This is a genomic window from Phytoactinopolyspora halotolerans (genome assembly GCF_010550675.1).
Classification (GTDB): Bacteria; Actinomycetota; Actinomycetes; order Jiangellales; family Jiangellaceae; genus Phytoactinopolyspora; species Phytoactinopolyspora halotolerans.
In genome coordinates, this window is record NZ_JAAGOA010000004.1 from 192,931 (window position 1) to 216,826 (window position 23,896).

Genomic DNA, 23,896 nt, shown 5'->3' on the forward strand with positions numbered 1-23,896 from the left:
ACATGGATGTCGCGCGTCGTTGACGGCCAAATCATCTACCTGTCAAGGGCTAGAAAGGTAGGGCAAATCACGGCAGACTAAGACACGCCCCAAGGGTAGACGCCCAGGGTCGGAACCCGACCGGAGGTGGTGCCGGTGGCGTTCACTACCGCCGCGCGTACAGCTGTGCCAACGCAGAGACGGCCGGTGGGCGGGGAACACTCCGCCGCAGGTACGTCGACAAGGCCGGGACCGGAGCTGGAGACCGACGACGGCGGCACCGTCGTCACTCTCCGTGAGAGCGAGGCCATCGGCGCAAGCCAGGACCTCGTCCGCCGGTACCTGGACGAGATCGGGCGCGTCCCACTGCTGACAGCAGAGGAAGAGGTCTCCCTGGCCCGTGCCATCGAGGCCGGCGTGCTCGCCGAAGAGCGGATCGCGACGAACGGGCCCGGCGATCCCGACTACCACGATCTCAACGAACTGGTCCGCATCGGGCGAGCGGCCAAGCGGCGGCTGATCGAGTCGAACCTGCGGTTGGTCGTCTCCGTCGCTCGGCGTTATGCCAGGCGCGGGATGTCGCTGCTCGATCTGGTCCAGGAGGGCAACGTGGGCCTGATGCGGGCGGTCGAAAGGTTCGACTACGCCCGCGGCTTCAAATTCTCCACGTACGCGACCTGGTGGATCCGGCAGGCGATCGGTCGTGCGCTCGCCGAGCAGAGCCGGACCATCCGGTTGCCGGTGCACGTGGTGGACGAGCTCAACCGGATCCTGCGGGCGCGCCGCGTGATGTGGCAGACCGACGCGCGCGAGCCCACCAATGAGGAGCTGGCCGAGTTGTCCGGGGTGACCTCGGATCGGATCACCGAGCTGCTGGCCTTCGTCGACGAGCCGATCAGCCTGCAGACGCCGGTGGGTGAGAAGGCTGAGCAGTCGTTCGGGGAGCTGGTGGAGGACACCGACGAGTTGTCCCCGGCCGAGATCGTGGCGCAGGCGATGCTGCGAGACCAGGTCATGACCGCGCTATCGTGCCTGAGCGAACGCGAGCGCTGCGTGGTCCGGTTGCGATACGGGCTGGACGACGGCCGCGTGCGCACCCTGGAGGAGGTCGGGCGCGTGCTGGGCGTGACCAGGGAACGGATCCGGCAGATCGAGCGGCGCACCCTCACCAAGTTGCGACAGGAGGAGTCGACCGTCGAGCTCCGCGAATACCTGCGCTGATCCCGGGTACCCGGTGCAGTGTCACCGCACCATACAGTGGTGGCGTGTTGCGACGTCGACGTCAGGTTCCGGCGATGGAAGGCTTGGAGAACGACGAGCGAGTTCTCGCTCACGCGGAAGGTGCCGACGGCCGGATCGTCGCGACTCAGCGGAGGCTGATCTGGCCGTCCGGGTCCATCGCGTGGCACGAGATCGAGCGAGCGTCCTGGGACAGCGACGAGCAACGCCTGCGGATCGAGCCGGTGGTGCGCAAGCGTCGTGGTGACGCGCACCTGATCCCGCTCACCGATCCGGGGCGGCTGGTGGATGTGGTTCGTGAGCTCGTGACGGCCAGCGTCGTCATCACCCGGCATGTGGCGATCGACGGCCGGCGCGGCGTCCAGGTGACCGGTCGGCGCAAGTCCGACGGAGATCTGGTGTGGAACGCTGTGGTCGATCCGGGGCTGGACCCCGACGACGAGCACACGCGTCCCCGGCTCGAGACCGCGGTAGCGGCGGTGCGCCGCGAGGTCGAGTGAGGCGCCGGGGTCAGGCTCGGTTCAGGAAGCCGATCACCGTCGCGCCCCACCAGCTGATCTGGGAAGCGAGGGCGAGCACGATACCGGCCCGGACCAACCCGCGGGAGCGTCGGAACGCCGGCTGCGCCGACATCCTGCGCTGCACCCCGTTGGCGAGCACCCCGACCAGACCAGCGATGGCGACGAAGACCATCTTCGCTCGGGTAGCCGGCTGGGAGAGATCCGGCTCGAGGAATATCCCGGACAGCAGCAGGCCGCACAGCCCGAACCAAATCGGAATCGCCAGCGCACCGGCCGTGGCGACGACGTTCTCCAGGGACGTGTGGCCGAGCTGCCAGCGCAGCCCGAACCAGTCGACCACCAGCACACTGCCCAGCCCGGCGACCACACAGACTAGATGGACGAAGAGCGCGACGTCGCGGAGCGTCTCCGAGACGGGGACGACCTGACTGACATAGACGACGGCGCCCACCGCGGCCAGCACGGCGACGCAGAGGAGGACGTCGGTGCGGGCCCGCGTCACCGGTGTGGTGTGTACCGATGTGGGCTGACTACGAGCCGGCTCCAGGGCAAGCGGGGGCTTGTTCCAACTCATCACGGGCCTCGTCGAAAGCGTTGATGTTGGTTGGTGCGTTCTCCCACGCCTCGACCCACTTGTCTTGGGCCTCGTCCGCGGTCATGTGGCCGTCCGCGTGGTCGGCCATGGCGTGCAGGTGATCTTCCCAGTCGCCGATGGCGTCGCGAGCGGCGGCGACGGCCGCTTCGGTGCGTTCCGCCCGGACCAGGCACTGCTCGGCGTCGGCGGCCAGGTCCTGTGGAACGTCGGCCGCGGCGAGGTCGTCACATCCGGCCGTTCGCTCGTAGGTGGTGTGGACGGCGTCGAAACGCTCCAGGTCGTCCGGTCCGGCGAGGCGGGTGCGCTTCCATATCGCCCGGGTCTCTTCCTCGGTGTTCCGGCCGGCGAGCAGGTCGGTTCGGGCGTCGATGTGCTCGGTCCAATGCCCGACGCCGGTCTTCGCCTCGCTGACCACGGCCTCGCCGGCGGAGAGCTCGTCGGTACAGGCCTCGATCGCCTGCCTGGCTGCGCTGTCTGCGTTGTGGTCGGGCGTGGGATCGGTCGTCGGTTCCGCGGTGGTCTGCGTGTCGACGCCCTCATCGGCCTCCGCGGTTCCGTCGTTGTGGGCATGCTCCGCGTCGTCGTCGGCGGCGCCGTCGCCAGCGGCCCCGTCGTCGGTCGGCATGGTCGCCGCGGGCGGCTCGTCGTCGGTGGAGTCGTCGTTCGAGACCATGGCGATGGCCGTCCACCCCAGCAGCGGTATCGCGATGGCCATGGCGGAGATGGCGACGAGCCGCCCGGTGTTGGATCGGCGGCGTCGTCTGTGCCGACGGTGTCGGTTCCTGGGCAAGGTCCCCCCTCCCTGCGTGGTCCGGGGCATTCTTGCACAAACACGTAAATACTGGAAGAAAACGATCATCTCAGACACGTGCGTCGGCCATGCCGCGCGGAAACCGACTGGTGGCCCGGCCTCGGCATGCGCTAGACAGGGACGGTGGCAAACGATCTGAGCCTGCGTACCTGTACCCCTGATGACCTGCCCGAACTCCTGTCGCTGGTCTCGGCTGGATTCCTTCGCGACGCGCCGGACGACGACGCGATCGAGGCCCGGCGCGACATCTTCGAGCCAGAACGTGTTCACGTAACCGTCGACCGGGACCGGCTCGTCGGTACGGCGGGTGTCTTGACCCGTGAGATGACAATTCCGGGAGCGGTGACGCCGGCGGCGCACGTGACGGCCGTGGTCGTCGCGCCCACGCACCGACGGCGCGGAGTGCTGAGCCGCATGATGGCCGAGCAACTGCGTGCGGTGCGGGAGCGCGGCGACGAGCCGTTCGCCACGTTATGGGCGAGCGAGGGAGGCATCTACGGCCGCTTCGGTTACGGACTCGCCTCGTGGAACGTCGCGTATGAGATCGCCCCGCTGCAGACCGGCTTCCACGGCGACGCGCCGGCCGGGCGGCTCCGCCAGGGGGTGCCGGCGGAGCTGCGCAAGACGCTCGCCGACATCCATGATCGCGCTCGGCCGCTGCGACCGGGTATCTCATCTCTGTCCGACGCGTGGTGGCGATACCGCACCCGGGATCCGGAGAACCGTCGGCAGGGGATGACGGCATCGCAGGCCGTGGTGTACGAGGGGGAGTCCGGTGCCGAAGGCTACGCGCTATGGCGGACCAAGGCCAGGTGGGCCGAGCGCGGTCCGGATGGTGAGGCGCACGTGGCCGAGGTGGTGGCCGCCACCGACGAGGCGTACCGGGCGTTGTGGCGGTTTGTGCTCTCGCTCGATCTGGTGCGCACCGTGCGGTGTGACTTCGCCGCCGTGGATGAACCGCTGGCGCACCTCGTCACCAACTCGTACGCGCTCGGCGCATCGGTCCGTCCCGGCCTGTGGGTCCGGCTCGTCGACGTGCCGGCCGCGCTCGCCGCTCGCCGTTACGCGGCCCCGCTGGACGTGGTGGTGGAGGTCACCGATGACATGCTGCCGGAGAACGCCGGACGATGGCGTCTCACGGGTGACCGTACATCAGCCTCCTGTGAGCCGACGACGGCCGGACCCGACCTCACGCTGGACGTCCGCGAACTCGGCGCGATCTACCTGGGTGGCACGCCACTGCATTCGCTCGCGGTGACCAGGAAGATCGTCGAGCATCGCCCTGGCGCGGCCGCGGCGGTGTCCGCCGCTTTCGGCTGGGACCGCGCTCCCTGGTCGCACGAGATGTTCTAGCACACTAGGCCCGTGAACACGGTGGCAGAGTGGGGAACCGACGAGGCGCCGGCGTCGAGTCCTCCCGCTGGAGACGATTGGGTGGAGGCGCCGGATGCGCCGATGTGGGTCTTTCTTCCGGCTGTCTGGCCCCGCTCGCATCGCACCTGGGTTCGTCGGGAGCGGGACAGAGTTGTCACAACGTATGAGATGGATATCGACGGAAATGTCATCTCGAAGCGGGTGACATCGTGGACCGACGAGGACTACGCAGTTGAGGAAGAAGACAGCAACGTGGCGCTCGCGGACGCTGGCCTTCCGGCACGACCCCCGGACCGAACGTGGTACCTGCGCTCACCGAGCGGGGTCGAGCAGCTCGACGACGTTCTCCGCCGGCTCATAGATGACGCGGACGCCAACAGCATCGAGCCATGGTGCAATTCAGAGTTCGTAGCTTTCGTCTCAAGACGGCTTCGCGAGACCTACCCATGGTGAGAGATACGCCGGCGCTGACGGTCATCGCGATGGATTCGTCACCGAACGTGGTCGCGGGAGCGGCTCATGATGGCCGCCCGAAACCTATACGGGTGCGGAGTCGGCGACCTTCGACGGCACGTCGTCGGCGCGCGTGACATCCCGGTACCACTGGATCTTGTTGCTGATGCGCTGCTGCTGCGTATTGAGGTGCGCGATCTTCTCCTGCACCGTCGCGTCGTGCTGTTCCAGCAGCGCGATCCGCTCTGGGATGGTGTCGTCGCCGTTGCGGCACAGCTCGGCGAACCGCAGCATATCCGCGATCGGCATGCCCGTGTCCCGCAGGCACTGCACCATGCCGAGCCAGCCCAGGTCATCGTCGTCGTAGGTACGACGTCCGCCGGAGGTACGGGCGATGTCCCCGAGCAGACCGATGCGCTCGTAATACCGCAAGGTGTCCAGGCTGAAGCCGGTCTTGGCTGCCACCTGCGAAGGCGTGTATGTGGCCATGGCGACCAGCTTGCCACCTGGAGTGCGCTCCAGGTCAAGGTCCAGTCCACGGGCAACGACGGAGTATCGGACGGTGCGGCCGCAATCGGGTGCTGGTGGCGGGGACGCGACAGCCGTGCCGGCACCGCCCCTCGACGGAAAGCACCTGCAGTGCGCCACAGACCTCATGGCAGCGGGCACTCGAACACGCGCCAACAGATGTCGTTCCGTCGCCGTTGGTCCTCGATGACCACGTCACGGATCGCTTCGGGGAGCTGCTCGCGTTGCCACGCACACTCGAGGCGACCGGCACAATCCTCAGCCTCCGCGGCCCCAGCGCGAGCCGCCTTGATGGCGTAAGCTGCCGCTCCGAGGTTGTGCTCGGCGACGTGCGCCACGCATGCGGCTTGACCTGCGGCGTAGGCGGCATGCCGAGCCGCTCCCGTCAACTCCCGCGCCGCCCCCATCGCATGGCCACCCGCCGCACGGGAGGCCATCATCGTCATCGACCCTTGCGCCCAGGCACGAATCGACTCGATCGCTTCACGAGGTCTCGTGTCCGAAGGGCATTCAGCCTCGAAGAAGTGCAACACGTGTTCGGCACACGCCGCTGCCCATAGCCCATGCAGGCGATGGTCGGCGTCGGTGAGCAGGCCTCCTCTGCGAATCGTGATGAGGCGAGGGTCGCGCTCCCTGGGGAGGATCACGATCCAAGGGTAGGGCGCGTCGGCGGGTGCTCCGAGAGTGCTGTCCGCCGAACGAAGGGTGCGGGAGCGACGTCATCGAAAGAGCACAACCGCGACTGGAAAGCGACGGGCCGCTCGAATGTCGGCAAGAGATCTGCACCCGTCCGCTGGGCGTCCAGACCTTCGACCGCGCGCATGACGGGAGAGGGGTGGTTGATGGTGACGGTGGTGTGCACACGGCCAGCAGGCGATGGCGGCGGTGTGGATCTCGGACGAACGTAGCCAAGGCGCGGAGGTGGGCAGAGGTCAGGCGGGGGTGGGCAGAACGAGACCGACTGTGTGATCTGTCGTGGGGGTTCTGGTGGGTGCGACGGCTTGCGTGTGCGGTCGTGGTGGTTCTGGCCGCACAGAGCGGCTGGGAGTCGCACGAGTGATCGCACGACCTGCCAGGGCGTGGTTTCTGCGGTCGGCATTCACGCGGCCGTTGGCACGACCGCGATGAAGCTGGCTCATCCTCACATGACCGTCCACACGAGCCGACGGAATCGGCTCGTTGTCACACGACAACCCGCACGGCGGCCGGGAGTCGATCCGTCACGGCCGGGCTCGGGAGCGTGCAGGGGCGAGCGGAGGGAGAGATTCCCATGCTGGCTTGACCTGGAGCGCACTCCAGCAACGAAGCTAATGCTGACCCACGCAGACCATCGAGGAGGACAGACGTGGAGAAGCTCAACGTGGCGCTGGGGACGATGCACTTCGGCACCAAAGTGCCCGAGGACGAGTCGCGTGATCTGCTCGACCGGTTCGTCGACGCGGGCGGCACAATGCTCGACACCGCCGACTGCTACTCGTTCTGGCAGAGCGAGACGGGGTTCGGAGGCCAGAGCGAGGAGGTGATCGGCCGCTGGCTGGCCGACCGCCCGGGCATGCGCGAGCGCGTGTACATCAGCACCAAGGTGGGCGCCGAGCCGACCGTCGTCGGCGGGTTCCCCGAGCACAAACAGGGCCTCTCGGCGGACAGCATCGCCCGCGGGATCGAAGGCAGCCTGAAGCGGCTCGGCGTGGATCGGGTCGACCTGTACTGGGCGCACATGGAGGACCGGTCCGCGGACCTGGCCGAGACGGTGGACGCGTTCGGCGAGCTGGTCCGCGCCGGAACCGTGGACCGGCTGGGGGTGTCGAACCACCCGCTGTGGATGGTGGAGCGTGCGCGGCAGCTTGCCCGGGCGCACGGCCAGGCCGGATACACCGCCATCCAGCACAGCTACTCGTACCTTCAGCAGCGCCCTGGCACCAGGATCGAGGGCAAGGTTCACCGCTTCGGCAACCTCACCGACGACATGCTCGATTACGTCGACAGCCACGACGACATGTGGGCGTGGGCCTACACGCCGCTGCTGGAGGGCGCTTACAGCAAGCCGGAACGCCTGCACGAGGTGTACGACCACCCGGGCACGACGCGGCGACTCGCCGCGCTGGACGAGGTGGCGGCCGAACTCGGTGCCACCCGCAACCAGGTGGTGCTCGCCTGGCTGATCGGCGGCACGCCGTCGATCACGCCGATCGTCGGGGTCAGCAACGCCGCGCAGCTCGACGAGGCGATGGCCGGTGTGTCGCTGACGCTCAGCGCGGATCAGCGGGCACGGCTGGACGCCGCCGGCTGACGGGTCGTGCCCGGTGCGGGCCGCGGGCCGGTCGGGCGCGCCAAGGTCCGCGGTGATGATCGACAAGCCGGACATGGTCTAGCGTAGGTGCATGTCGTCCATCCTGGTCCCCTATCACCTCGATGAGTACCGGCCCACGCTTGACGTGCCGATCGAGCCGGACACCACCGTCACGGTCGACTTCAGCGTCGCCGAGGAGGACACCTGGGCCCGGATGGGCCTGTTGTACCAGCGCGTCGCGGACGCTGTGGCGGCCGACGTCCAGGCGGGCGGGCGCGCGACCGTGCTCTCCGGCGACTGCACCACGTCACTCGGGGTGGTCGCCGGGCTGCAACGCACCGGGCTCGATCCGGCGATCGTCTGGTTCGACGGCCACGGCGACGTGCAGACCTTGGAGACCACCACATCCGGGTATCTCGGCGGGATGCCGTTGCGCATGCTGATGGGTTACCGGCCCGAGCTCATCGCGGACGAGCTCGGGCTGCGGCCGGTCGCCGAGGACCGCGTCGTCCTGGTCGACGCGCGGGATCTGGACCATGCGGAGATCGAGTACCTGCACGAGTCGGCTGTCGCCCGGCGCGGCGTGTATGACTTCGCCATCCACTCGTTCGGCGGTGGCGGCGATGACGGCGTGGACAGCGGAGGCAGCGGAGGCAGCGGAGGCAGCGGAGACGGCCACGCAGTCGCCGCCGCCGATCCGGCCGAGTTGCTCCCGGACGGGCCGATCTACCTCCACCTCGACCTCGACGTCGTCGACCCGAGCGACCTGCCTGATCTGTTGTTTCCAGCCCCGGGTGGCCCGGGGCTGGACGCGGTGCTCTCGGCGGTGCACCGGATCGTGGAGGTCGGCCAGGTGGTGGGGATCGGTATCGGTTGCACCTGGCAGCCGAACCATGGCAGCGCGGAGCGGATCGGGACGCGGCTGTCCGAGGCGCTCGACCTCGAGCATCGGGCGGGCTGAACGCGTCGACGGCGCGGGACCTCACGCGAGCGTGCGGGCCGGCAGCATCGCCTCGATTCGGCTGTGGGTGTTGGCGCCGACCAAACGGGGGAGTGCCGCGGTCAGACTCAGCCGCGCCTGATGCTGCTGGGCCGTGAACCGTGCCGAGAGCTCCCCCATCGCCAGCAGCGTCGCGGCCGGCGGCGGGTCGTCGTCGAGCATCTGCTGTGCGAATGAGCGCAATGCCGCGCTCTGGACTTCGCCGTCCTGGAAGTCGCCGAGCACGTCCTGGACCCGCTTGAGTCTCTTGACGACGGACCGATGCTTGCCGGGTGCGCAGACCGGCTCGAACACCTCCAGGATGTATCGCAGCTCCTTGCAGCGTTTGCGGAGGGCATGGATCTGTTCGGCGGGGGAGTCCGGGGTGATGACCTGGGCCCGGCGGAGCACCCGTTTGTAGGCGTGGCGGACCCGGTCGGCGGCGAGGTGCTCGACCGTCACCGGCGCCGACCGTGACCGCTGGCCGGCCGGGTCCGCCGACGCGTCCATGCCGGCCCGACCGTCGACCACAGCGGTCAGTGCCGTGCGCCAGTTGCGGCACAAGGAGCTGAACCGCTGGGAGCGTAGTCCACGCACCAGCGACCGTCGGCTCTTGCTGCGTTGCCGGCGCACGTGCTCGGCGAACGGGTCCAGGTCGTCTCCTTCGGCTCCGACCAGCCACTCCGCCAGGTCGTTCAGCCGCAGCAGGTAGACGTCGAGGTCACGGGTCGGGGTGGTGAGATCGCCCAGCCACTTGAACCGGGGCGCATAGCGTTCGGCGAGCGGCGCCGGGAGCACATCTCCGGCGAGTTTGATCAGCGATCGGGTGCGCCGCACCGCGACTCTCAGATCGTGCAGGAACTCTGGGTCGCGATCCTCGATCGTTCCCGGCACGTTGTGCTCGATCGTGTCGAGAAACCCGAGCAGGGCGGTGGCGACGGCGACGTCCGCGGTCATGCCGGGCGTGATCCGGCGGACCGGCACGTCGCCTTCGGGCGACTGCGCCGGCGCGATGGGCGTGGTCATGACGGCAACTTCCGGCTGGTCGACTGCAGAGTCAGGCCCCCCGGAACTCCGACGGAGCCCGGCGTTCGGCACCCCCGATACCTGAGCCTCAAACCAGTCTAAGTCACCCGAATGACACTGATCGTTCGCCTATCGTTCATCTTTCCGTACGGTTTGCTCCATCAACAGAATCGACCGGCGTCATCGCAGCATGTGTGCTGCGATGACGCCGGTCGTGGCGGGTTCTCGGACCCGACTTCGGCCCGAGTTTCGGGTCCGAGCCCCTCGATCCGCTCAGTAGGCGTAGATGTCGACCAGGGTGTCGTCCGGCGTGAACAGCGCGACGCTGTCGCCACCGTTGTTCAGTACCGCGCGACCGAAGTCGTTGTAGAACCGGCTATCGCCCGGCTTGCGGACGTTGGTGCCGGGGCCGGTGTAGACACGCAGCTCACCGCCGGCAGGAATGAGGTAGCCGCGGCCCACCACCAGGGTGTTGATGACGGCATCGTTGATGTAATACCCGCCGACGTTGACCGGCCGGTCGGTGGTGTTGGTGAGGACGACGTGTTCACCGTGCTCGGGCTGGAGGTCGTCGCCGGGCGCGTCGCCTACGGCGTCGGAGATGACGACGCCGTTGGCGTCCGGGATCGGCTCCGCACCGGCCAGCAGGTCCACCAGCACGCCGGGGAAGTCGGTGGTGACCATGTCCACACCGAGGTCGATGACGTACTCCATGTGCGCCGGGCTGTTCACCGTGTACACGTTGAGCAGCAGGCCGGCCTCATGCACGCGGTCGACGTCGGCCGGGTCGAGGGTGCGGTAGTTCGTGCCCCACGACGTGGCCCATTCGGCGATCGCCTCGAGCTCCGCATCCGACTGTGGCACGCCGCCCAGCCCCATCACCGGGATGTCCGGCCGGAGCTCGTGGAAGTCGCGGACGGCGTCGAGGTCGAACGAGATCGCGGTCAACCGGCCGTCCGCGGCGAGTTCGTTCCACCGCGGGTCAGAGTTGAGCTCATCGACGACGACGTCGACCAAGCCGGGCGAGTCCGCCGGGTTCTTGAGCTCGATGACGATGCCGAGATCCGGGTGGTAGCCGTGGTCGAGGATCTCGCCCAGGGTCGGGATCCTCTCGCCCGCGAACCGCTCGCTGAACCACGCGCCGGCGTCCAGCTGCTGCAGCTCGGCGTAGGTGAAGTCGTTCACCAGGTCACCCTCGCGGCCGGGGAAGACCTCCTCGACGTCGGTGGTGCGGGCGAGCGTCGCGTCGTGCATCATCACCGGCACGCCGTCCGAGGAAAGCTGGACGTCGATCTCGAACAGGTCGGGGCCCTGCTCCTTGACCAGTTCCACGGCGGCGAGCGTGTTCTCCGGCGCGAGACCGGCACTCGCCCGGTGGCCGATGGTGATCGGGTCCGTCGTCGCATCGCTGAGCTGCTCGGCGCCGGCCGAGCCGGCGAACAGCGCGACGGTCATGCCGGCGGCAAGCGCGATGGACGTCCCCACGGTGCGGGCCTGGCGCCGCGCCATGCCGGACGGATGGCCTGTCTTCATCTCTGACTCCTCCTTCGCGGCCGGTCACACATCCCCTCTGGGCGATCTCTCCCAGGGTCCGGCCTCGTCGTGTTCCGGGAACGGTACAGAGACGCCCGGTGAGCGAACATTGCGGGTCGCTGAACGAAGGCTGAAGATCGCGCGACGATTGCGCTAGAGCGCAGGCGCGCTCGGCGGCAATGTCGCGTGCGCGAAATCGGGGGGAGAGGTTCACCGAGAAGTCTTCCCGGCTTCACCGCGACCGGTGACGATCTCGGGCATGAAACTCACTCGTGTCTTCAGGGCCATGGCGGCTGCCGTGCTGGCGACCGCCTTCATCGCACCAGGCGCCACCGCGGCGACGTCGCCGGTGTCCGCGTCGTCGACGTCCTCCACGTCATCCGTCGGACCGGCCGCGAATCCCGTCGCTCGCGAGATCCGCGCGATGAGCTTCAACATCCATCACGGCGTCGGCGTAGACGGGCGGTTGGACCTGCAACGGGTCGCCGACCTGATCGAGGCCGAGGACGCCGACGTCGTCGGCCTGCAGGAGGTCGATCGGCACTGGTCCGAGCGCAGCGACTTCGTCGACCAGGCCGACTGGCTGGCCAAGGAACTGAACATGCACGTGGTCTACGGCGCCAACCTCGACCGGGACCCGTTCAACCCCGGTGAGCCGCGTCGTCAATACGGCACCGCGATCCTGAGCCGGTCGCCGATCATCAGCTGGGACAACACGTTCCTGCCGAAGTATGAAGGGCACGAACAGCGTGGGCTGCTGCGCGCGCGGATCGTCGTCCGGGGCGTGCCGGTCCAGGTGTACAACACGCATCTGCAGCACAACGACGCCGCCGAGCGCCTCGAACAGGCCGAGGCGATCAAGGAACTGATCGGGACACCGAAGGACTCGGTGGTCCTGGTGGGCGACCTGAACGCCACACCGCAGGCGCCGGAGATCAAGACGCTGGTGGACGACCTGATCGACGCCTGGGAGGAGGCCGGCGTGGGCGAGGGATACACGTATCCGGTCGAGGACCCGAACCGCCGTATCGACTACGTGATGACCTCCGACGACGTCGTCGCCCGGTCGGCCGCGGTGGTGACCACGGATGCGTCGGACCACCTGCCGGTCCACGCCGACCTGCTGCTGCCCGGCAGCCGCGTGGGCGTCGGCCCGAGCAACGGCTGACAACCGGGCGCGGAGCCGGGGCAGCCACCCGGGGCACACTCGGGGCAGGTGCGTCTCCGCGCACGGACGCCAGGACGGCGGGCTGAAGGGCCGGGCGACGGGCCTTCAGCCCGCCGTCGTGCGCTCGTAACATTGCCGGTAGGGCAGCGCCCACCTGGCTTTCCGGAGGAGCGTGCGTGACGTGCGGCGACAGCGGGTCTCGTCGAAGGCGATCGCGTCGGTCGGGTTCGACGGCGCCACGAACATCCTGGAGGTGGAGTACCGCTCGGGTGCGGTGTACCGGTACTTCCAGGTTCCGCGGTCTGAGGTGGATGGGCTGCTGAGCGCGGACAGCATGGGGCGCTACGTCAACACACGCATCAAGCCCCGCTACAGCTACGTGTGCATCCAGGCGTCCTGATCGCCCGCACCACCGTTTGCGGCGGAATGCGCACGCCGGCGGCGGCGATCGTGGTGCGCCACCAGATCGCAGACGCGCGGCCTGGCGTCGGCGTCAAGACCCATCGACACCTGCCGTCTCCGGGTCACGTGTGTGTGCCGTGGCCGCGCGTCGACTTCATGATCGATGCGGAGTTCTCGCGGAGCCGGTCGAGGGTGTCGCGCAGGCGGTCGATGTCCTCGTCCGGGATGCCCTGGCGCAGTTTGCGGTCGTAATCGAGCGCGGCGTCGCGCATGCGCTGGAACGCAGCCTCGCCCCGATCGGTCAGCTCCACCAGATGCACCCGTCGGTTGGCGGGGTCACGGCGCCGGGTCAGCAGTCCGTCCGCCTCCATGGCGGTGAGGTGGTGGGTCAAGGTGGCGCCTTGGATCCCGACGGTGGCGGCGATCTCGCGTTGACTGGCGACGGGGTCGGCCTTCAGCGCGAGCAGGATGAACCACATCGGCCGCGAACCGCCGACGCTGCTGAGCGCCAGGTCGAACGCCCGTCCGGTCTCGTTCACCGTCTTCCACAGCACCATCCCGATGGGGCGCTTCTCCGGAGGTCCCTGCACGGGCTGAGGCTATCCCATCATTCTTCGACCCACCAATCGTTTGACATCTAACTTTTAGATATCTATCGTTTTTTCCACGCTCGGGTGTCACGTCGAGGCGTCTTCGTTCGACATATCAGTGAGCCGCTAAGTGGTCGGCGGCTCCGGCACTGTCGGTGGCAAGCCGTAGTGTCGCAGGGGCTTGAAAGGGAGAACCGATGGAAACAATCACGCAGAGTGCGGAGCCGCTGGTCGCGCGTCTTCGCGAGGAGTTCGCGAATCGAGTCGTCACGCCAGAGCATGATGACTACGAACAGGCGCGTCTGGTCTTCAGTGCCAGGGTCGACCGGCGGCCCGTGGCGATCGTCCGCCCTGGAGACACCGCACAGGTGTCCCGGCTCGTCACTCTGGTCAGGGAGGCCGGGCTGGAGCTCGCCGTCCGCGGCGGCGGCCACAGCGGCGCCGGACACGGTGTGTGCGACGGCGTCGTCCTCGACCTGTCCGGGATGAAGGGCATCGAGATCGACGCCGAGGGCCGTACGGCGTGGGCGCAGACCGGGCTCACGGCGGGCGAGTACACGGCGGCGGTGGGGGAGCATGGGCTGGCCACCGGTTTCGGAGACACGGGTGTGGTCGGCATCGGCGGCATCACGCTCGGAGGCGGCATCGGCTATTTGAGCCGCAAGTACGGCCTGACCATCGACGATGTCCTCGCCGCCGAGGTGGTGACCGCCGACGGTCAGATCCTGCACGTGGACGCGGAGAACCATCCCGACCTGTTCTGGGCGATCCGCGGCGGTGGCGGCAACTTCGGGGTCGTGACCCGGATCAAGTACCGGCTGCACGAACTGGACGGTGTGGTGGGCGGCCTGCTTGTCCTGCCCGCGTCGGCTGACGTGCTGCACCAGGCAGTGGCCATCGCCGAGGCGGCGCCGGACGAGCTGTCCACGATCATCAACGTGATGGTGGCGCCGCCGATGCCGTTCCTGCCGGCCGAGGTCCATGGGCAGTTGATCATCATGGTCATGCTCTGCTACGCCGGACCCGCCGAGGACGGAGAGCAGATCGTCGCGCCGTTCCGGGAGCTGGCGACGCCCATCGTCGACATGGTGCGCCCGATGAGCTACCCGGAGATGTTCCCGCCCGAGCACCCTCCGCGGATGGGCGCGGTGTCGCGGATGGTCTATCTGGACGGTCTGAGCGCGGAGTCCGCCGAGTTGATCACGGATCGGCTGACGTGGTCGCCCGCGCCGATGCGGGCCGTACAGCTGCGCGTGCTCGGCGGTGCGATCGCTCGAACCGCCGACGACGCGACGGCGTACGCGCACCGCGGACGCCGGCTGATGGGCAACGTGGCGGCGATGTCGCCCGATCCTGCCGCCGTCGCGGAGTACGAGCCCTGGGTGGACAAGGTTGCGGGGAAGCTGAAGGAGGCTGTGCCTGGCACGTACGTCAACTTTCTCGGCGATGAAGGACCCGAGCGAGTCCGCGAGGCGTACCCAGGGAAGACCGGGGACCGGCTCGCCGAAGTGAAGCGAGTCTACGACCCGGCGAACTTCTTCCGCCTGAACCAGAACGTGCTGCCGGCCGGTGTCGGCGACGGCGTGTAACTTCGCCGACAACATGTCGAGCATGTAGCGCAATCACGACCGTGGCCGTGTCCGGGCGAGTTCCACGACGCCCGGACACGGGCACGCCCGGTCTGATCAACCGAGGCAGGGGTCGCTACATTAGTCCGCAAATAACTATTTGCAAAGAAGTGTTTGCGGATTAGTCTGTCGGCATGGCACATGAGAAACGGCAACCGTGGCCGATCGAACCGGACCCGCACCGTGACGTCCTGCTCGGTTCCCGGTCGTTGCGGGCCGTTGCGCATCCGGTTCGGCTGCGCATCCTTGGCCTGCTGCGCGTGGAAGGGCCGGCCACAGCGACGACGCTCGCCGTGAAGCTCGGGTTGAACTCGGGAGCCACCAGCTATCACCTGCGCCAGCTCGCCGCGGGTGGATTGATTGCCGAGGATGAGGAACGCGGCACCGGGCGTGACCGCTGGTGGCGTGCGGTGCACCGATCGTCGGTCCTCAAGGTCGACGAACTGGAAGAAGATGACCGGGATGCCGGCGCCGCCTATCTGCGGGCGATCGCGCTGGTCTACGCGGAGAAGATGCAGCGCGCGGCGGAAGAGCGGCCCATGTTGCCGCGGCGCTGGCGCGAAGCGGCGACGTTCAGTGACTTCCCGTTCCTGCTGACGCCGGACGAAGCGACGCAACTGCTCCGCGAGATCCAGCAGGTGGTGGCGCGCTACAGGCCGTTGGGCGACCCGGCTGCACAGCGCTCGGCCGATGTGCCCGCCGACGCACGCCCCTTCCACCTCCAGATGCAGGCGTTCCTGCAGCCTGGGCAGGACGTCGTCGGTGACGCGGACGAGCCTTTCGGCGACGTAGACGAGCCCGTCGACGGCCGGGACGATGAGGACGTCGGCAGCGCGCGGGACGGGCAGGATGGCGGCTGAGCCGCCCGCACGCTCATGGCGTGGGCTGGTCGGTGTCCTCTCCGCGCAGGCCGTGGCCTGGACGGGTACCCGGCTATCGGCCATCGCGCTTCCGTGGTTTGTGCTGACCACCACGGGCAGCGCGGCGCAGACCGGCGTCGTCGTCTTCGCCGAGTTGACCCCATACGTCATCGCGCAAGTCATCTCTGGCCCATTGATCGATCACGTCGGGCCGCGCCGGATCAGCATCGTTGGTGACCTGGTGAGCATGGGCGCGGCGGCAGTGATCCCGCTGCTGTACGCCGCCGACGCGATGAGCCTCGGGCTGCTCCTGCCGTTGGTCGCCGTGATCGGGGCGTTCCGCGGGCCGGCCGACGCCTCGAAGGGTGTCTTCATCCCGGCGATGACCGAGGCCGCCCGAGTCCCGCTCGAACGCGGCACCGGTCTGTCCGGCACGATCGAACGACTGGCCTCCACAGTCGGTCCCGCCGTGGCCGGCGTCGTCGTGGCGGCAGTCGGGGGCGCCTACGCGCTCGCCGTCACTGCGAGTCTGTTCGGGCTCGGCGCGGCGATCATCACGGCCACCACCCCACGCCGTGAGCCATCGCCAGGTGGTGAGCCGACGGAGGGTTACCTGGCGCGGCTACGCAGCGGCGCCGATTTCCTTCGCAAGGAGCGGTTGCTGCGCTCGATCGCAGGCATGGTCGCCGTGACCAACCTGCTCGACGCCGCATGGGGATCGATACTACTGCCGGTCTGGGCGAGGGAGAGCGGCCAGGGCCCGGCCACCATCGGACTCGTCGTCGGTGTGATGAGCGGGTTCTCCGCGCTTTCCAGCTTGGCGGCCGCGGCGATCGCGCATCGCCTTCCGCGTCGGCCGATCTACCTGGTCGGGTTCTTCATCGGTGGTGCGCCGCGGTTCGTCGTGCTCGCGCTCGAAACGCCGACCTGGGTGGTCATCGGTGTCTATGCTGTGTCTGGTCTCGGAACTGGCTTCCTCAACCCCATCATCGGCGCTATCCAGTTCGAGCGCGTTCCACCGGAGATGTATGGCCGAGTGCGGACGATGGTCGTCGCGGTGGCCTGGTCGGGGATGCCGTTCGGCGGCGTCGTCGGCGGCGGCCTGATCGCGCTGGCCGGACTGTCTCCGGCCCTGCTGATATGCGGCGCCGTGTACCTGATCACGACGACGCTGCCGGGGTTGCAGAAGGAGTGGTCCGAGATGGATCGAAAGCGACGACGGGTCACACGGTGATGCCGACCCGTAGCACGACGCCAGGTTCGCCATCGCACGACAGACCGCACAGTCGGGTACACGGGCCGCCTCTGGCACGACCGATGACACGGTCGGGTGGTGACCGGCTGCTTCTCACACGACACCACCCACAACTGCGTCGTGCGGGTTGCCGTGTGCCAACCGACCGGTCCAAGCACGGTTGTGCGCTCGGCCGTGTGAAGATCAGCCGCTCAAATAGGGGTTCCGTGAGTCGCGTGAATCATCGTGGGAGTTCTGGCCGCTGCCAGGGGTCCGAACTCCCACGACCGGGGACACGACCCTGCTGGGCGGACGAAACTCCCACGACTCACCACACAGCGGAGCGCGAGCAGCTCGAACGCCCCACGGGTGCCTCGAACGCCCCACGGGTGCCATGACGCCCGCCGGATACGGCACCAAGTCCACCGCCGAGGAAGGCCTCGGCGATGGCACATGCTCGCGCTGCCACAAGTGACGGTGCTCGTCCCGGGTGGCTCAGGGCCACCGTGCCGGGACGAGCACCGTCGATGGTTGGGAGGAGCGCGTCTGCGGTCAGTGCGCGCTCCGTCCGTCGTCGGTCACCATGCGGGCGCCCAGGGCGCGTGCCGCGACCACCAGACCGGCCGCGACCAGAATGATGTCCTTCAGCACGTACTGCGCCGCCAGCGTCGGTGCGCCGTCCGGGAACATCTCGCCGAAGAACAGCACCAGCGGTGACATGATCGCCACCAGCGAGCCACCCAGGATGACCAGGCCGGTCTTCAGCATCCGGCCGGTGGTCAACGTGACTCCGATGGCCATCTCGACGAGCGCGGTCATCAGAAGCGCCGCGTCGCCGGAGACCATTCCGAGCGTCAGAGTGTCGACGGTGCGCACGGCGAGATCCTCAGCGGGGCTGACACCGGCGAGCTTGATGGCGCCGAATGCCAGGAAGACCAGGCCCAGGCTCACCCGTAAGAGGGTGATGCTGTGGTGCGCCAGCCAGCCGGTGCCGCGCTCGATCCAACGGTCGAATCTGGTCGGTGGAACGTGGCGTCGGGAGGGCTCGGTCGCTGGGGCGGTGTGCAGGTTCGTCAGGGTGGACATGAGGGCTCCTCGGGGTGTGTCGGGCGGCGCCGTGTGGGTCGGTGCCGAGTGCTTCACAGCCTCCGGGAATCGGCGTTCCTGAACATCCGCCCGAGAGCGACACATCCATGGGTCGGCTCGCGTACATTGAGGCGGGCGGGCTGCGCCTATCGCTGCGCCGCGTACGTCCCCGGACGTACTCCGGTCACCGCCTGTGGGCCGATGCGCGCGCGGGCGAGCGCGAACATGCTGGAGGGCATGGACAACGTGAGATCACTGGCACCGGCCAGGCGGCGGGAGCAGCTGATCGACGCTGCGCTGGCGGCGTTCCTGGTGGTGCTCGGCCTCGTCGTGACGTCGGCCTTCGACAACTGGGAGGTGGACGTCGATCGGCCGATCGACGGCGTCGGCTACGCGCTCATCGTCGTCACCGGCGGGGTGCTCGCCGTGCGTCGTCGTTGGCCGGTGGCGGTGCTGGCGGTCGCCGCGCTGGCGATCTCGTCCTACCTCGCCGCCGGTTATCCGTACGGGCCGATCTTCTTCTCGTTCTTCGTCGCCGTGTACACCGTCGCGCGGTACCGACCCACGCAGCTGGCGGCCTGGGCGTCGGCGGCGACCCTTCCGCCGCTACTGGTCCATCTGTTCACCAACGACGTGGCTCTGCCGGGCGCGCTCGGGATCATCCCCGCTTCCGCGTGGGTCGTCGTTCCGTGCGCGCTGGGTATCACGGTCCGGGTGAGCCGCGAGGCGGCAGCACAGGCGCGGGCCGATGCGCTGCGCCAGCATCTCGACGACGAGCGCCTCCGGGTCGCGCAGGACGTGCACGACGTCGTCGGGCACGGACTCGCGGCAATCAAGATGCAGGCCGACGTCGCCCTGCATGTGTTGGCGAAACGGCCGGAGCATGCCGAAGAGGCGCTCCGCACCATCAGCCGGACCAGTAGCGACGCGCTGGACGAGCTGCGCGCCACACTGACCGTTGTGCGACGGTCAGCCCAGGAGGCCGCCCGTGCGCCGGTGCACGGGCCCGACAGCATCCGCGAGCTGTGCGACCGGATGCGCGACGCCGGATTGGACGTGGACGTAGAGATGGCCGGCGAGAACCGCGACCTGCCCGCCGCCGTCGCCACGGCCGCATACCGCGTCGTGCAGGAGTCGCTGACCAACGTCCTCAAACACGGCGGGGTCAAGGTTGCCGCCGTCCGTGTCGCGTATCAGACTGACGCCGTGATGATCGTCGTGTCTAATCCAGTGACGGACCGCGTTGTCGACGGCGCCTCCGGGCAGAGCCGTATGAGTGAGCGGGCCGCGGGTGAGTCGGTTGCGGCTGAGCTGGCTGATGGCGGGCCGGGTGCGGGTGGGCCGGGTGCGGGTGGGCCGGGGCAGGGCGGCCGACCGGACGACGGCGCCGGACTGGGCATCTCCGGGATGCGCCGGCGGGTGACCGCGCTCGGCGGCACGCTCGACGCGGAAGCCGACGGTGCCGGACGGTTCGTCGTGCGCGCTTCGATTCCCCTCGGGGGTGACCGGTGATCTCGGTGCTGATCGCGGACGATCAGGATGTAGTGCGGCTCGGATTGCGCACACTCATCGAGCATGAGGACGGTTTCACCGTGGCGGGTGAGGCCGGCGACGGGCTGGCAGCGGTGGCGGCGGCGCGCCAGCAGCGGCCCGACGTCGTACTGATGGACATCCGGATGCCGGGTGTCGACGGACTCGAGGCGACGCGGCGCATCGTCGCCGATCCCGACCTCGGCGACACCAAGGTGATCGTCCTGACGACGTTCGAGCACGACGAGTATGTCTTCGACGCACTGCGGTTCGGTGCGAGCGGGTTCCTGCTGAAGGACACCTCCCCGGCGGACCTGTTGCAGGCGATCAGCCTGGTGGCGGCCGGCGAGGCGTTGCTCTCGCCGTCGGTCACGCGGACGCTGATCCGGGAGTTCGTGACCGGCGCAAAGCGGCCCGCGAAGCCGCATCCGAACCTCGACGAGCTGACCGGACGTGAGCGTGAGGTCGTCGCCCTGGTGGCCGAAGGGCTGACCAACGACGAGATCGGCGAGCGATTGGTGCTCAGCCCGGCGACGGCCCGCACCCACGTCAGCCGCGCGATGATCAAGCTTGGCGCCCGGGATCGGGCACAGCTCGTGGTGTTCGCGTACCAGTCGGGCCTCGCGGGCTGAAGCCACGTCGCACGCCCGCGCGTGATCGGCTGACCCTCGGATGTCTTGCTGAGCACGGTAACGGAAAAGACGCCCCAACCGGGGCTCAAACGTTACCTGCCCTCAGGAAGTGGCGTGCCGGGTCCGGTGTGATGCAAGTCACTATCAGAGTGCGCAGTCTGAAAGATTGCTGAGAAGGCATTTTGCAAGTAACTGTCAGCCGGATAGCGTGACTGCCGTGCGGATGGAACTGGGATTGCGTGAGCGCAAGAAGGCGGCCACCCGGCGGGCCCTCGGGCGGTCGGCGCTCGGCCTTGCGATGGAGCACGGTGTGGAAGCCGTTACGGCGGACGCGATCGCCGCGGCGGCGGATGTGTCGCCACGCACGTTCCACAACTACTTCTCCAGCAAGGAGGAGGCGATCGTCAGTGTCATCGCCGACCGTATCGACGACTCGGTGGAGGCACTCCGGTCGCGCCCAGCCGAGGAGTCCATCTGGGACGCGCTGCAGGCGGTGATGATCGAGGACGTCATGGGTGAGTCGGATCGCGGCCGTGAGTTCCTTGCCCAGTTCGCTTTCGTCCAAGAGAACGCGGCGCTGCTCAGTCAGGAACTGACGGTCGTGAAATGTGCGATCGACAGGTTCTCGGAGGTCGTGGCGGATCGCTCCGGGACCCGCGCAGCTCACGACATGTATCCGCATCTGCAGGCGGGGGCGGCGATGCTCTGTGCCAGGGCCGCGCTGACGGCGTGGTTGGCCGCACCGGCTGAGCGTGACGTCGTCGAGTTGATCAAGCAGGCGTTCACGCAGATGCGGGCCGGCTTGCCGGAACCGTGGCGAGATCCCGACGCCGGCTGAGCCGGGGTGCTCAGGCAACCCAGGGTCGGTTCCGGGAGGCGTCAGGGACATCCCCGATGGTGACAGACGACCAGGCACAACAGGATGGAGACGTGTTCAACGCCAGACCGGGACCGGTGGTTCGGACGCCGCGCGTCATAAGCCGCGGCACACGGCGTCCAGCAAGACGAGGGCGTCAGCAGCGCGTCCCGAGCTCTCAGGCGGCTCACAGCAAGACCGTGCTGTTCTTTGGATGGCTTGAAATGACTCGAGTGGAGTAAATCGGTGGCAACATTCCTCTACCGGCTAGGCCGGACCTCTTATCGGCGACGAGGCATAGTCGCCTTAACGTGGCTGGTGCTTTTCGTACTTGCTGGTGTCGGAGCATCGACGCTCTCGGGTGACACCAACGACTCATTCGAGATCCCCGGAACTGAGTCTCAGGAAGCGTTCGACCTGCTCGAGGAGCGCTTCCCCGAGATGCCGGACAGCGACAACACCGCGGCGCGGGTCGTCTTCGCAGCTCCAGAGGGTGAGACCCTGACCGATCCGGAGAACCAGGCCGTCGTCGACGACGTGGTGGCCGCGCTCAGCCAGGCGCCGCAGGTGGCCGCCGTCGCCGATCCCTTCGAAGCCGGGACCGTCGCGGAAGGCAACGACATCGCCTATGCCGACGTCGATTACGGCGTCGAATGGGGCGACCTGTCCGAGGAGTCCAAAGAGGCGCTCAAGGACATCGCGCAGGACGGCCGCGACGCGGGTCTGACCGTGGAGCTCAGCGGTGAGGCTGTCGAAGAGTGGGAAGCCGAGAGCATGTCCAGCGAGCTCATCGGTATCGCGGTGGCCGCTGTGGTCCTGGTGATCACCTTCGGCTCGCTGACCGCGGCTGGGCTTCCGTTGCTCAACGCCATCATCGGTGTGGGTATCGCCATCTCCGCCATCACGGCCGCGACCGGGTTCATCGACATGGGCGCGGACACCTCGATTCTCGCCACCATGCTGGGGCTGGCCGTCGCGATCGACTACGCGCTGTTCATCGTCTCGCGGTACCGGCATGAGCTCGCCATGGGCCGGGAGGGAAGCGAGGCCGCCGGACGTGCGCTCGGCACCGCCGGCTCGGCCGTGGTGTTCGCCGGCTTGACGGTCATGATCGCGCTGAGTGGTCTGTTCGTCGTCGGGATCCCGATGCTGACGGAGATGGGTCTCGCGGCGGCGTTCGCTGTCGGAATCGCCGTCCTGATCGCGCTGTCGCTGCTGCCGGCGATGCTGGGCTTCGCCAAGCACCGTGTGCTGGGCGGGCGGATCCCGGGCCTGCGGGCGCGTGACCCGGAGTCGGACGACACCGGCGGCAAGCCGAGTGCGGGGCGGCGCTGGGCGACGTTCGTGACGCGTCGGCCGAAGGCCGTGGCAGCGGTCGCGGTCGTGGCGATGATCGGCATCGCGGCGCCCGTGATGGACATGCGCCTCGGGCTGCCCGGGGAAGAGTCGATGTCCGAGGACACCACCCAGCGTCAGGCGTATGACCTGGTGTCCGAGGGATTCGGCGAGGGCTACAACGCACAGCTGACGGCCATCGTCGACGCCTCGGGCAGCGACAACCCGCAGGGCGCGTTCGACCAGGCGGTCGAGTCGCTGTCCGGTCTCGGCAACGTCGTCGCCGTCTCGGAGCCGTTCCCGAACGAGGCCGGCGACACCGCCATCCTCAGCATCATCCCGGAGAACGGTCCGTCCAGCGCGGAGACCGAGGATCTGGTCAGCGATGCCCGTGACCTCAGTGACCAGCTCGCCTCCGACACGGGCGCGACCCTGTCGGTCACCGGCAACACCGCGGTCGTGATCGACTTCAACCAGAAGATCGCCGACGCCATGGCTCCGTACCTGGCGATCGTGGTCGGGCTGTCGTTCATCCTGCTGATGCTGGTGTTCCGTTCCATTCTGGTGCCGCTCAAGGCCGGGCTGGGCTTCCTGGTGACCATGGGTGCGACCTTCGGCCTGTTGGTCGCCGTCTTCCAGTGGGGTTGGTTCGGCATCGCCGAGAACACCGGACCGATCATCAGCATGCTGCCGATCTTCTTGATCGGCGTGGTGTTCGGGCTCGCGATGGACTACGAGGTGTTCCTGGTCACCCGGATGCGGGAGGAATACGTGCACGGCGCGGCTCCGACCCAGTCGGTGGTCACCGGGTTCCAGCACGGTAGCCGAGTCGTCACCGCGGCCGCGATCATCATGATGAGCGTGTTCGGCGCGTTCATGCTGGGCGGTGAGGACTTCATCATGCAGGTCGGCATGGCGCTGGCGGCGGCGGTCGCGTTCGATGCCTTCGTGGTGCGAATGACGATCGTGCCGGCGATCCTCACGCTGCTCGGGCGCAGGGCGTGGTGGCTGCCGCGCTGGCTGGACCGCCTGCTGCCGAACGTCGACGTCGAGGGCGAGAAGCTGGCGAAGTACCTCAACGAGGACGGACGGAAGGACCGCGAGCCGGCAGCCGTCGGCAGCTGACCAACTCCCCACAAGGGCGGCCGGTGGAGTGCTCCCACCGGCCGCCCCTCTTTCGCCTAAATGATCATGTGAAGTGGGTTTTCTCGCGCACCCCCATGCCTGCAGACCTGTTACGGCACGAG

The 23,896-nt window shown here is 68.2% G+C and carries 23 protein-coding genes; 15 read left to right on the top strand and 8 right to left on the bottom strand.

Annotation, left to right across the window (positions count from 1 at the left end):
- The first annotated feature begins 165 nt into the window (after positions 1–165).
- Positions 166–1,200, top strand: coding sequence for a sigma-70 family RNA polymerase sigma factor (locus G1H10_RS07365; RefSeq protein ID WP_312856547.1), 1,035 nt, complete (start codon positions 166–168; stop codon positions 1,198–1,200).
- 44 nt (positions 1,201–1,244) lie between these two features.
- Entirely contained in the window at positions 1,245–1,718 is a 474-nt protein-coding gene (locus G1H10_RS07370) for a hypothetical protein (RefSeq protein WP_163734926.1), read from the top strand.
- Positions 1,719–1,728: 10 nt separating this feature from the next.
- Here the strand turns inward: G1H10_RS07370 and G1H10_RS07375 are convergent, their stop codons facing one another.
- Both G1H10_RS07375 and G1H10_RS07380 read right to left on the bottom strand, forming a co-directional pair.
- Positions 1,729–2,313, bottom strand: coding sequence for a hypothetical protein (locus G1H10_RS07375; RefSeq protein ID WP_163734929.1), 585 nt, complete (start codon positions 2,311–2,313; stop codon positions 1,729–1,731).
- Entirely contained in the window at positions 2,270–3,124 is an 855-nt protein-coding gene (locus G1H10_RS07380; RefSeq protein WP_163734932.1) for a hypothetical protein, read from the bottom strand. Before G1H10_RS07380 ends, G1H10_RS07375 begins: the two co-directional genes overlap by 44 nt.
- A gap of 144 nt (positions 3,125–3,268) precedes the next feature.
- Between G1H10_RS07380 and G1H10_RS07385 the strand changes: the two genes are divergently transcribed.
- Both G1H10_RS07385 and G1H10_RS07390 read left to right on the top strand, forming a co-directional pair.
- Positions 3,269–4,498 carry a GNAT family N-acetyltransferase gene (locus G1H10_RS07385; protein ID WP_163734935.1) on the top strand — a complete coding sequence of 410 codons (1,230 nt, stop codon included), beginning with the start codon at positions 3,269–3,271 and terminating at the stop codon, positions 4,496–4,498.
- A gap of 21 nt (positions 4,499–4,519) precedes the next feature.
- On the top strand, positions 4,520–4,972 hold the full coding sequence (locus tag G1H10_RS07390; RefSeq protein ID WP_512700306.1) for a DUF5956 family protein: 453 nt from the start codon (positions 4,520–4,522) through the stop codon (positions 4,970–4,972).
- A gap of 84 nt (positions 4,973–5,056) precedes the next feature.
- Here G1H10_RS07390 and G1H10_RS07395 read toward each other — a convergent pair whose 3' ends face one another.
- Together G1H10_RS07395 and G1H10_RS07400 are read right to left on the bottom strand one after the other, a co-directional pair.
- Positions 5,057–5,461, bottom strand: coding sequence for a MerR family transcriptional regulator (locus G1H10_RS07395; RefSeq protein WP_163734939.1), 405 nt, complete (start codon positions 5,459–5,461; stop codon positions 5,057–5,059).
- A gap of 164 nt (positions 5,462–5,625) precedes the next feature.
- Positions 5,626–6,147, bottom strand: coding sequence for a putative immunity protein (locus G1H10_RS07400; RefSeq protein WP_163734941.1), 522 nt, complete (start codon positions 6,145–6,147; stop codon positions 5,626–5,628).
- A 698-nt stretch (positions 6,148–6,845) separates the two neighbouring features.
- Here G1H10_RS07400 and G1H10_RS07405 point away from each other — a divergent pair.
- Both G1H10_RS07405 and G1H10_RS32290 read left to right on the top strand, forming a co-directional pair.
- Positions 6,846–7,790, top strand: coding sequence for an aldo/keto reductase (locus tag G1H10_RS07405; RefSeq protein ID WP_163734946.1), 945 nt, complete (start codon positions 6,846–6,848; stop codon positions 7,788–7,790).
- A gap of 91 nt (positions 7,791–7,881) precedes the next feature.
- The gene (locus G1H10_RS32290; RefSeq protein ID WP_216852997.1) at positions 7,882–8,751 is read left to right on the top strand and encodes an arginase family protein; all 870 of its coding nucleotides are present in this window, start codon (positions 7,882–7,884) and stop codon (positions 8,749–8,751) included.
- A 21-nt stretch (positions 8,752–8,772) separates the two neighbouring features.
- Here G1H10_RS32290 and G1H10_RS07415 read toward each other — a convergent pair whose 3' ends face one another.
- Together G1H10_RS07415 and G1H10_RS07420 are read right to left on the bottom strand one after the other, a co-directional pair.
- Positions 8,773–9,795 carry a CHAD domain-containing protein gene (locus tag G1H10_RS07415; RefSeq protein ID WP_163734948.1) on the bottom strand — a complete coding sequence of 341 codons (1,023 nt, stop codon included), beginning with the start codon at positions 9,793–9,795 and terminating at the stop codon, positions 8,773–8,775.
- 273 nt (positions 9,796–10,068) lie between these two features.
- Positions 10,069–11,328: a glycerophosphodiester phosphodiesterase family protein gene (locus G1H10_RS07420; protein WP_216852998.1), complete on the bottom strand. Its 1,260-nt coding sequence runs from the start codon at positions 11,326–11,328 to the stop codon at positions 10,069–10,071.
- Positions 11,329–11,587: 259 nt separating this feature from the next.
- Between G1H10_RS07420 and G1H10_RS07425 the strand changes: the two genes are divergently transcribed.
- Together G1H10_RS07425 and G1H10_RS33850 are read left to right on the top strand one after the other, a co-directional pair.
- Positions 11,588–12,496, top strand: coding sequence for an endonuclease/exonuclease/phosphatase family protein (locus G1H10_RS07425; protein WP_216852999.1), 909 nt, complete (start codon positions 11,588–11,590; stop codon positions 12,494–12,496).
- 181 nt (positions 12,497–12,677) lie between these two features.
- On the top strand, positions 12,678–12,896 hold the full coding sequence (locus tag G1H10_RS33850; protein ID WP_163734951.1) for a KTSC domain-containing protein: 219 nt from the start codon (positions 12,678–12,680) through the stop codon (positions 12,894–12,896).
- Positions 12,897–13,020: 124 nt separating this feature from the next.
- Here G1H10_RS33850 and G1H10_RS07435 read toward each other — a convergent pair whose 3' ends face one another.
- Positions 13,021–13,455 (bottom strand): MarR family winged helix-turn-helix transcriptional regulator, encoded by a 435-nt coding sequence (locus tag G1H10_RS07435; protein WP_163735364.1) that lies wholly within the window; start codon positions 13,453–13,455, stop codon positions 13,021–13,023.
- Between the two features lie 230 nt (positions 13,456–13,685).
- Here G1H10_RS07435 and G1H10_RS07440 point away from each other — a divergent pair, with 230 nt between their 5' ends.
- From G1H10_RS07440 to G1H10_RS07450, 3 genes are all read left to right on the top strand, one after another.
- Entirely contained in the window at positions 13,686–15,077 is a 1,392-nt protein-coding gene (locus G1H10_RS07440; protein WP_163734954.1) for an FAD-binding oxidoreductase, read from the top strand.
- Positions 15,078–15,250: 173 nt separating this feature from the next.
- The gene (locus tag G1H10_RS07445; RefSeq protein WP_163734956.1) at positions 15,251–15,976 is read left to right on the top strand and encodes an ArsR/SmtB family transcription factor; all 726 of its coding nucleotides are present in this window, start codon (positions 15,251–15,253) and stop codon (positions 15,974–15,976) included.
- Entirely contained in the window at positions 15,966–17,210 is a 1,245-nt protein-coding gene (locus G1H10_RS07450) for an MFS transporter (protein WP_216853001.1), read from the top strand. The genes G1H10_RS07445 and G1H10_RS07450 overlap by 11 nt, the downstream gene beginning before the upstream one ends.
- 552 nt (positions 17,211–17,762) lie before the next feature.
- Here G1H10_RS07450 and G1H10_RS07455 read toward each other — a convergent pair.
- Positions 17,763–18,296 carry an SIR2 family NAD-dependent protein deacylase gene (locus tag G1H10_RS07455; protein ID WP_216853002.1) on the bottom strand — a complete coding sequence of 178 codons (534 nt, stop codon included), beginning with the start codon at positions 18,294–18,296 and terminating at the stop codon, positions 17,763–17,765.
- A gap of 237 nt (positions 18,297–18,533) precedes the next feature.
- Here G1H10_RS07455 and G1H10_RS07460 point away from each other — a divergent pair, with 237 nt between their 5' ends.
- The 4 genes from G1H10_RS07460 to G1H10_RS07475 all read left to right on the top strand — a co-directional run bounded on the left by G1H10_RS07460 (position 18,534) and on the right by G1H10_RS07475 (position 23,774).
- Entirely contained in the window at positions 18,534–19,808 is a 1,275-nt protein-coding gene (locus tag G1H10_RS07460) for a sensor histidine kinase (RefSeq protein ID WP_163734960.1), read from the top strand.
- The gene (locus tag G1H10_RS07465; protein WP_163734963.1) at positions 19,805–20,458 is read left to right on the top strand and encodes a response regulator transcription factor; all 654 of its coding nucleotides are present in this window, start codon (positions 19,805–19,807) and stop codon (positions 20,456–20,458) included. Before G1H10_RS07460 ends, G1H10_RS07465 begins: the two co-directional genes overlap by 4 nt.
- A 223-nt stretch (positions 20,459–20,681) precedes the next feature.
- Entirely contained in the window at positions 20,682–21,296 is a 615-nt protein-coding gene (locus G1H10_RS07470; RefSeq protein ID WP_174264169.1) for a TetR/AcrR family transcriptional regulator, read from the top strand.
- A 264-nt stretch (positions 21,297–21,560) separates the two neighbouring features.
- Entirely contained in the window at positions 21,561–23,774 is a 2,214-nt protein-coding gene (locus G1H10_RS07475; RefSeq protein WP_163734969.1) for an MMPL family transporter, read from the top strand.
- Positions 23,775–23,896: the final 122 nt, after the last annotated feature.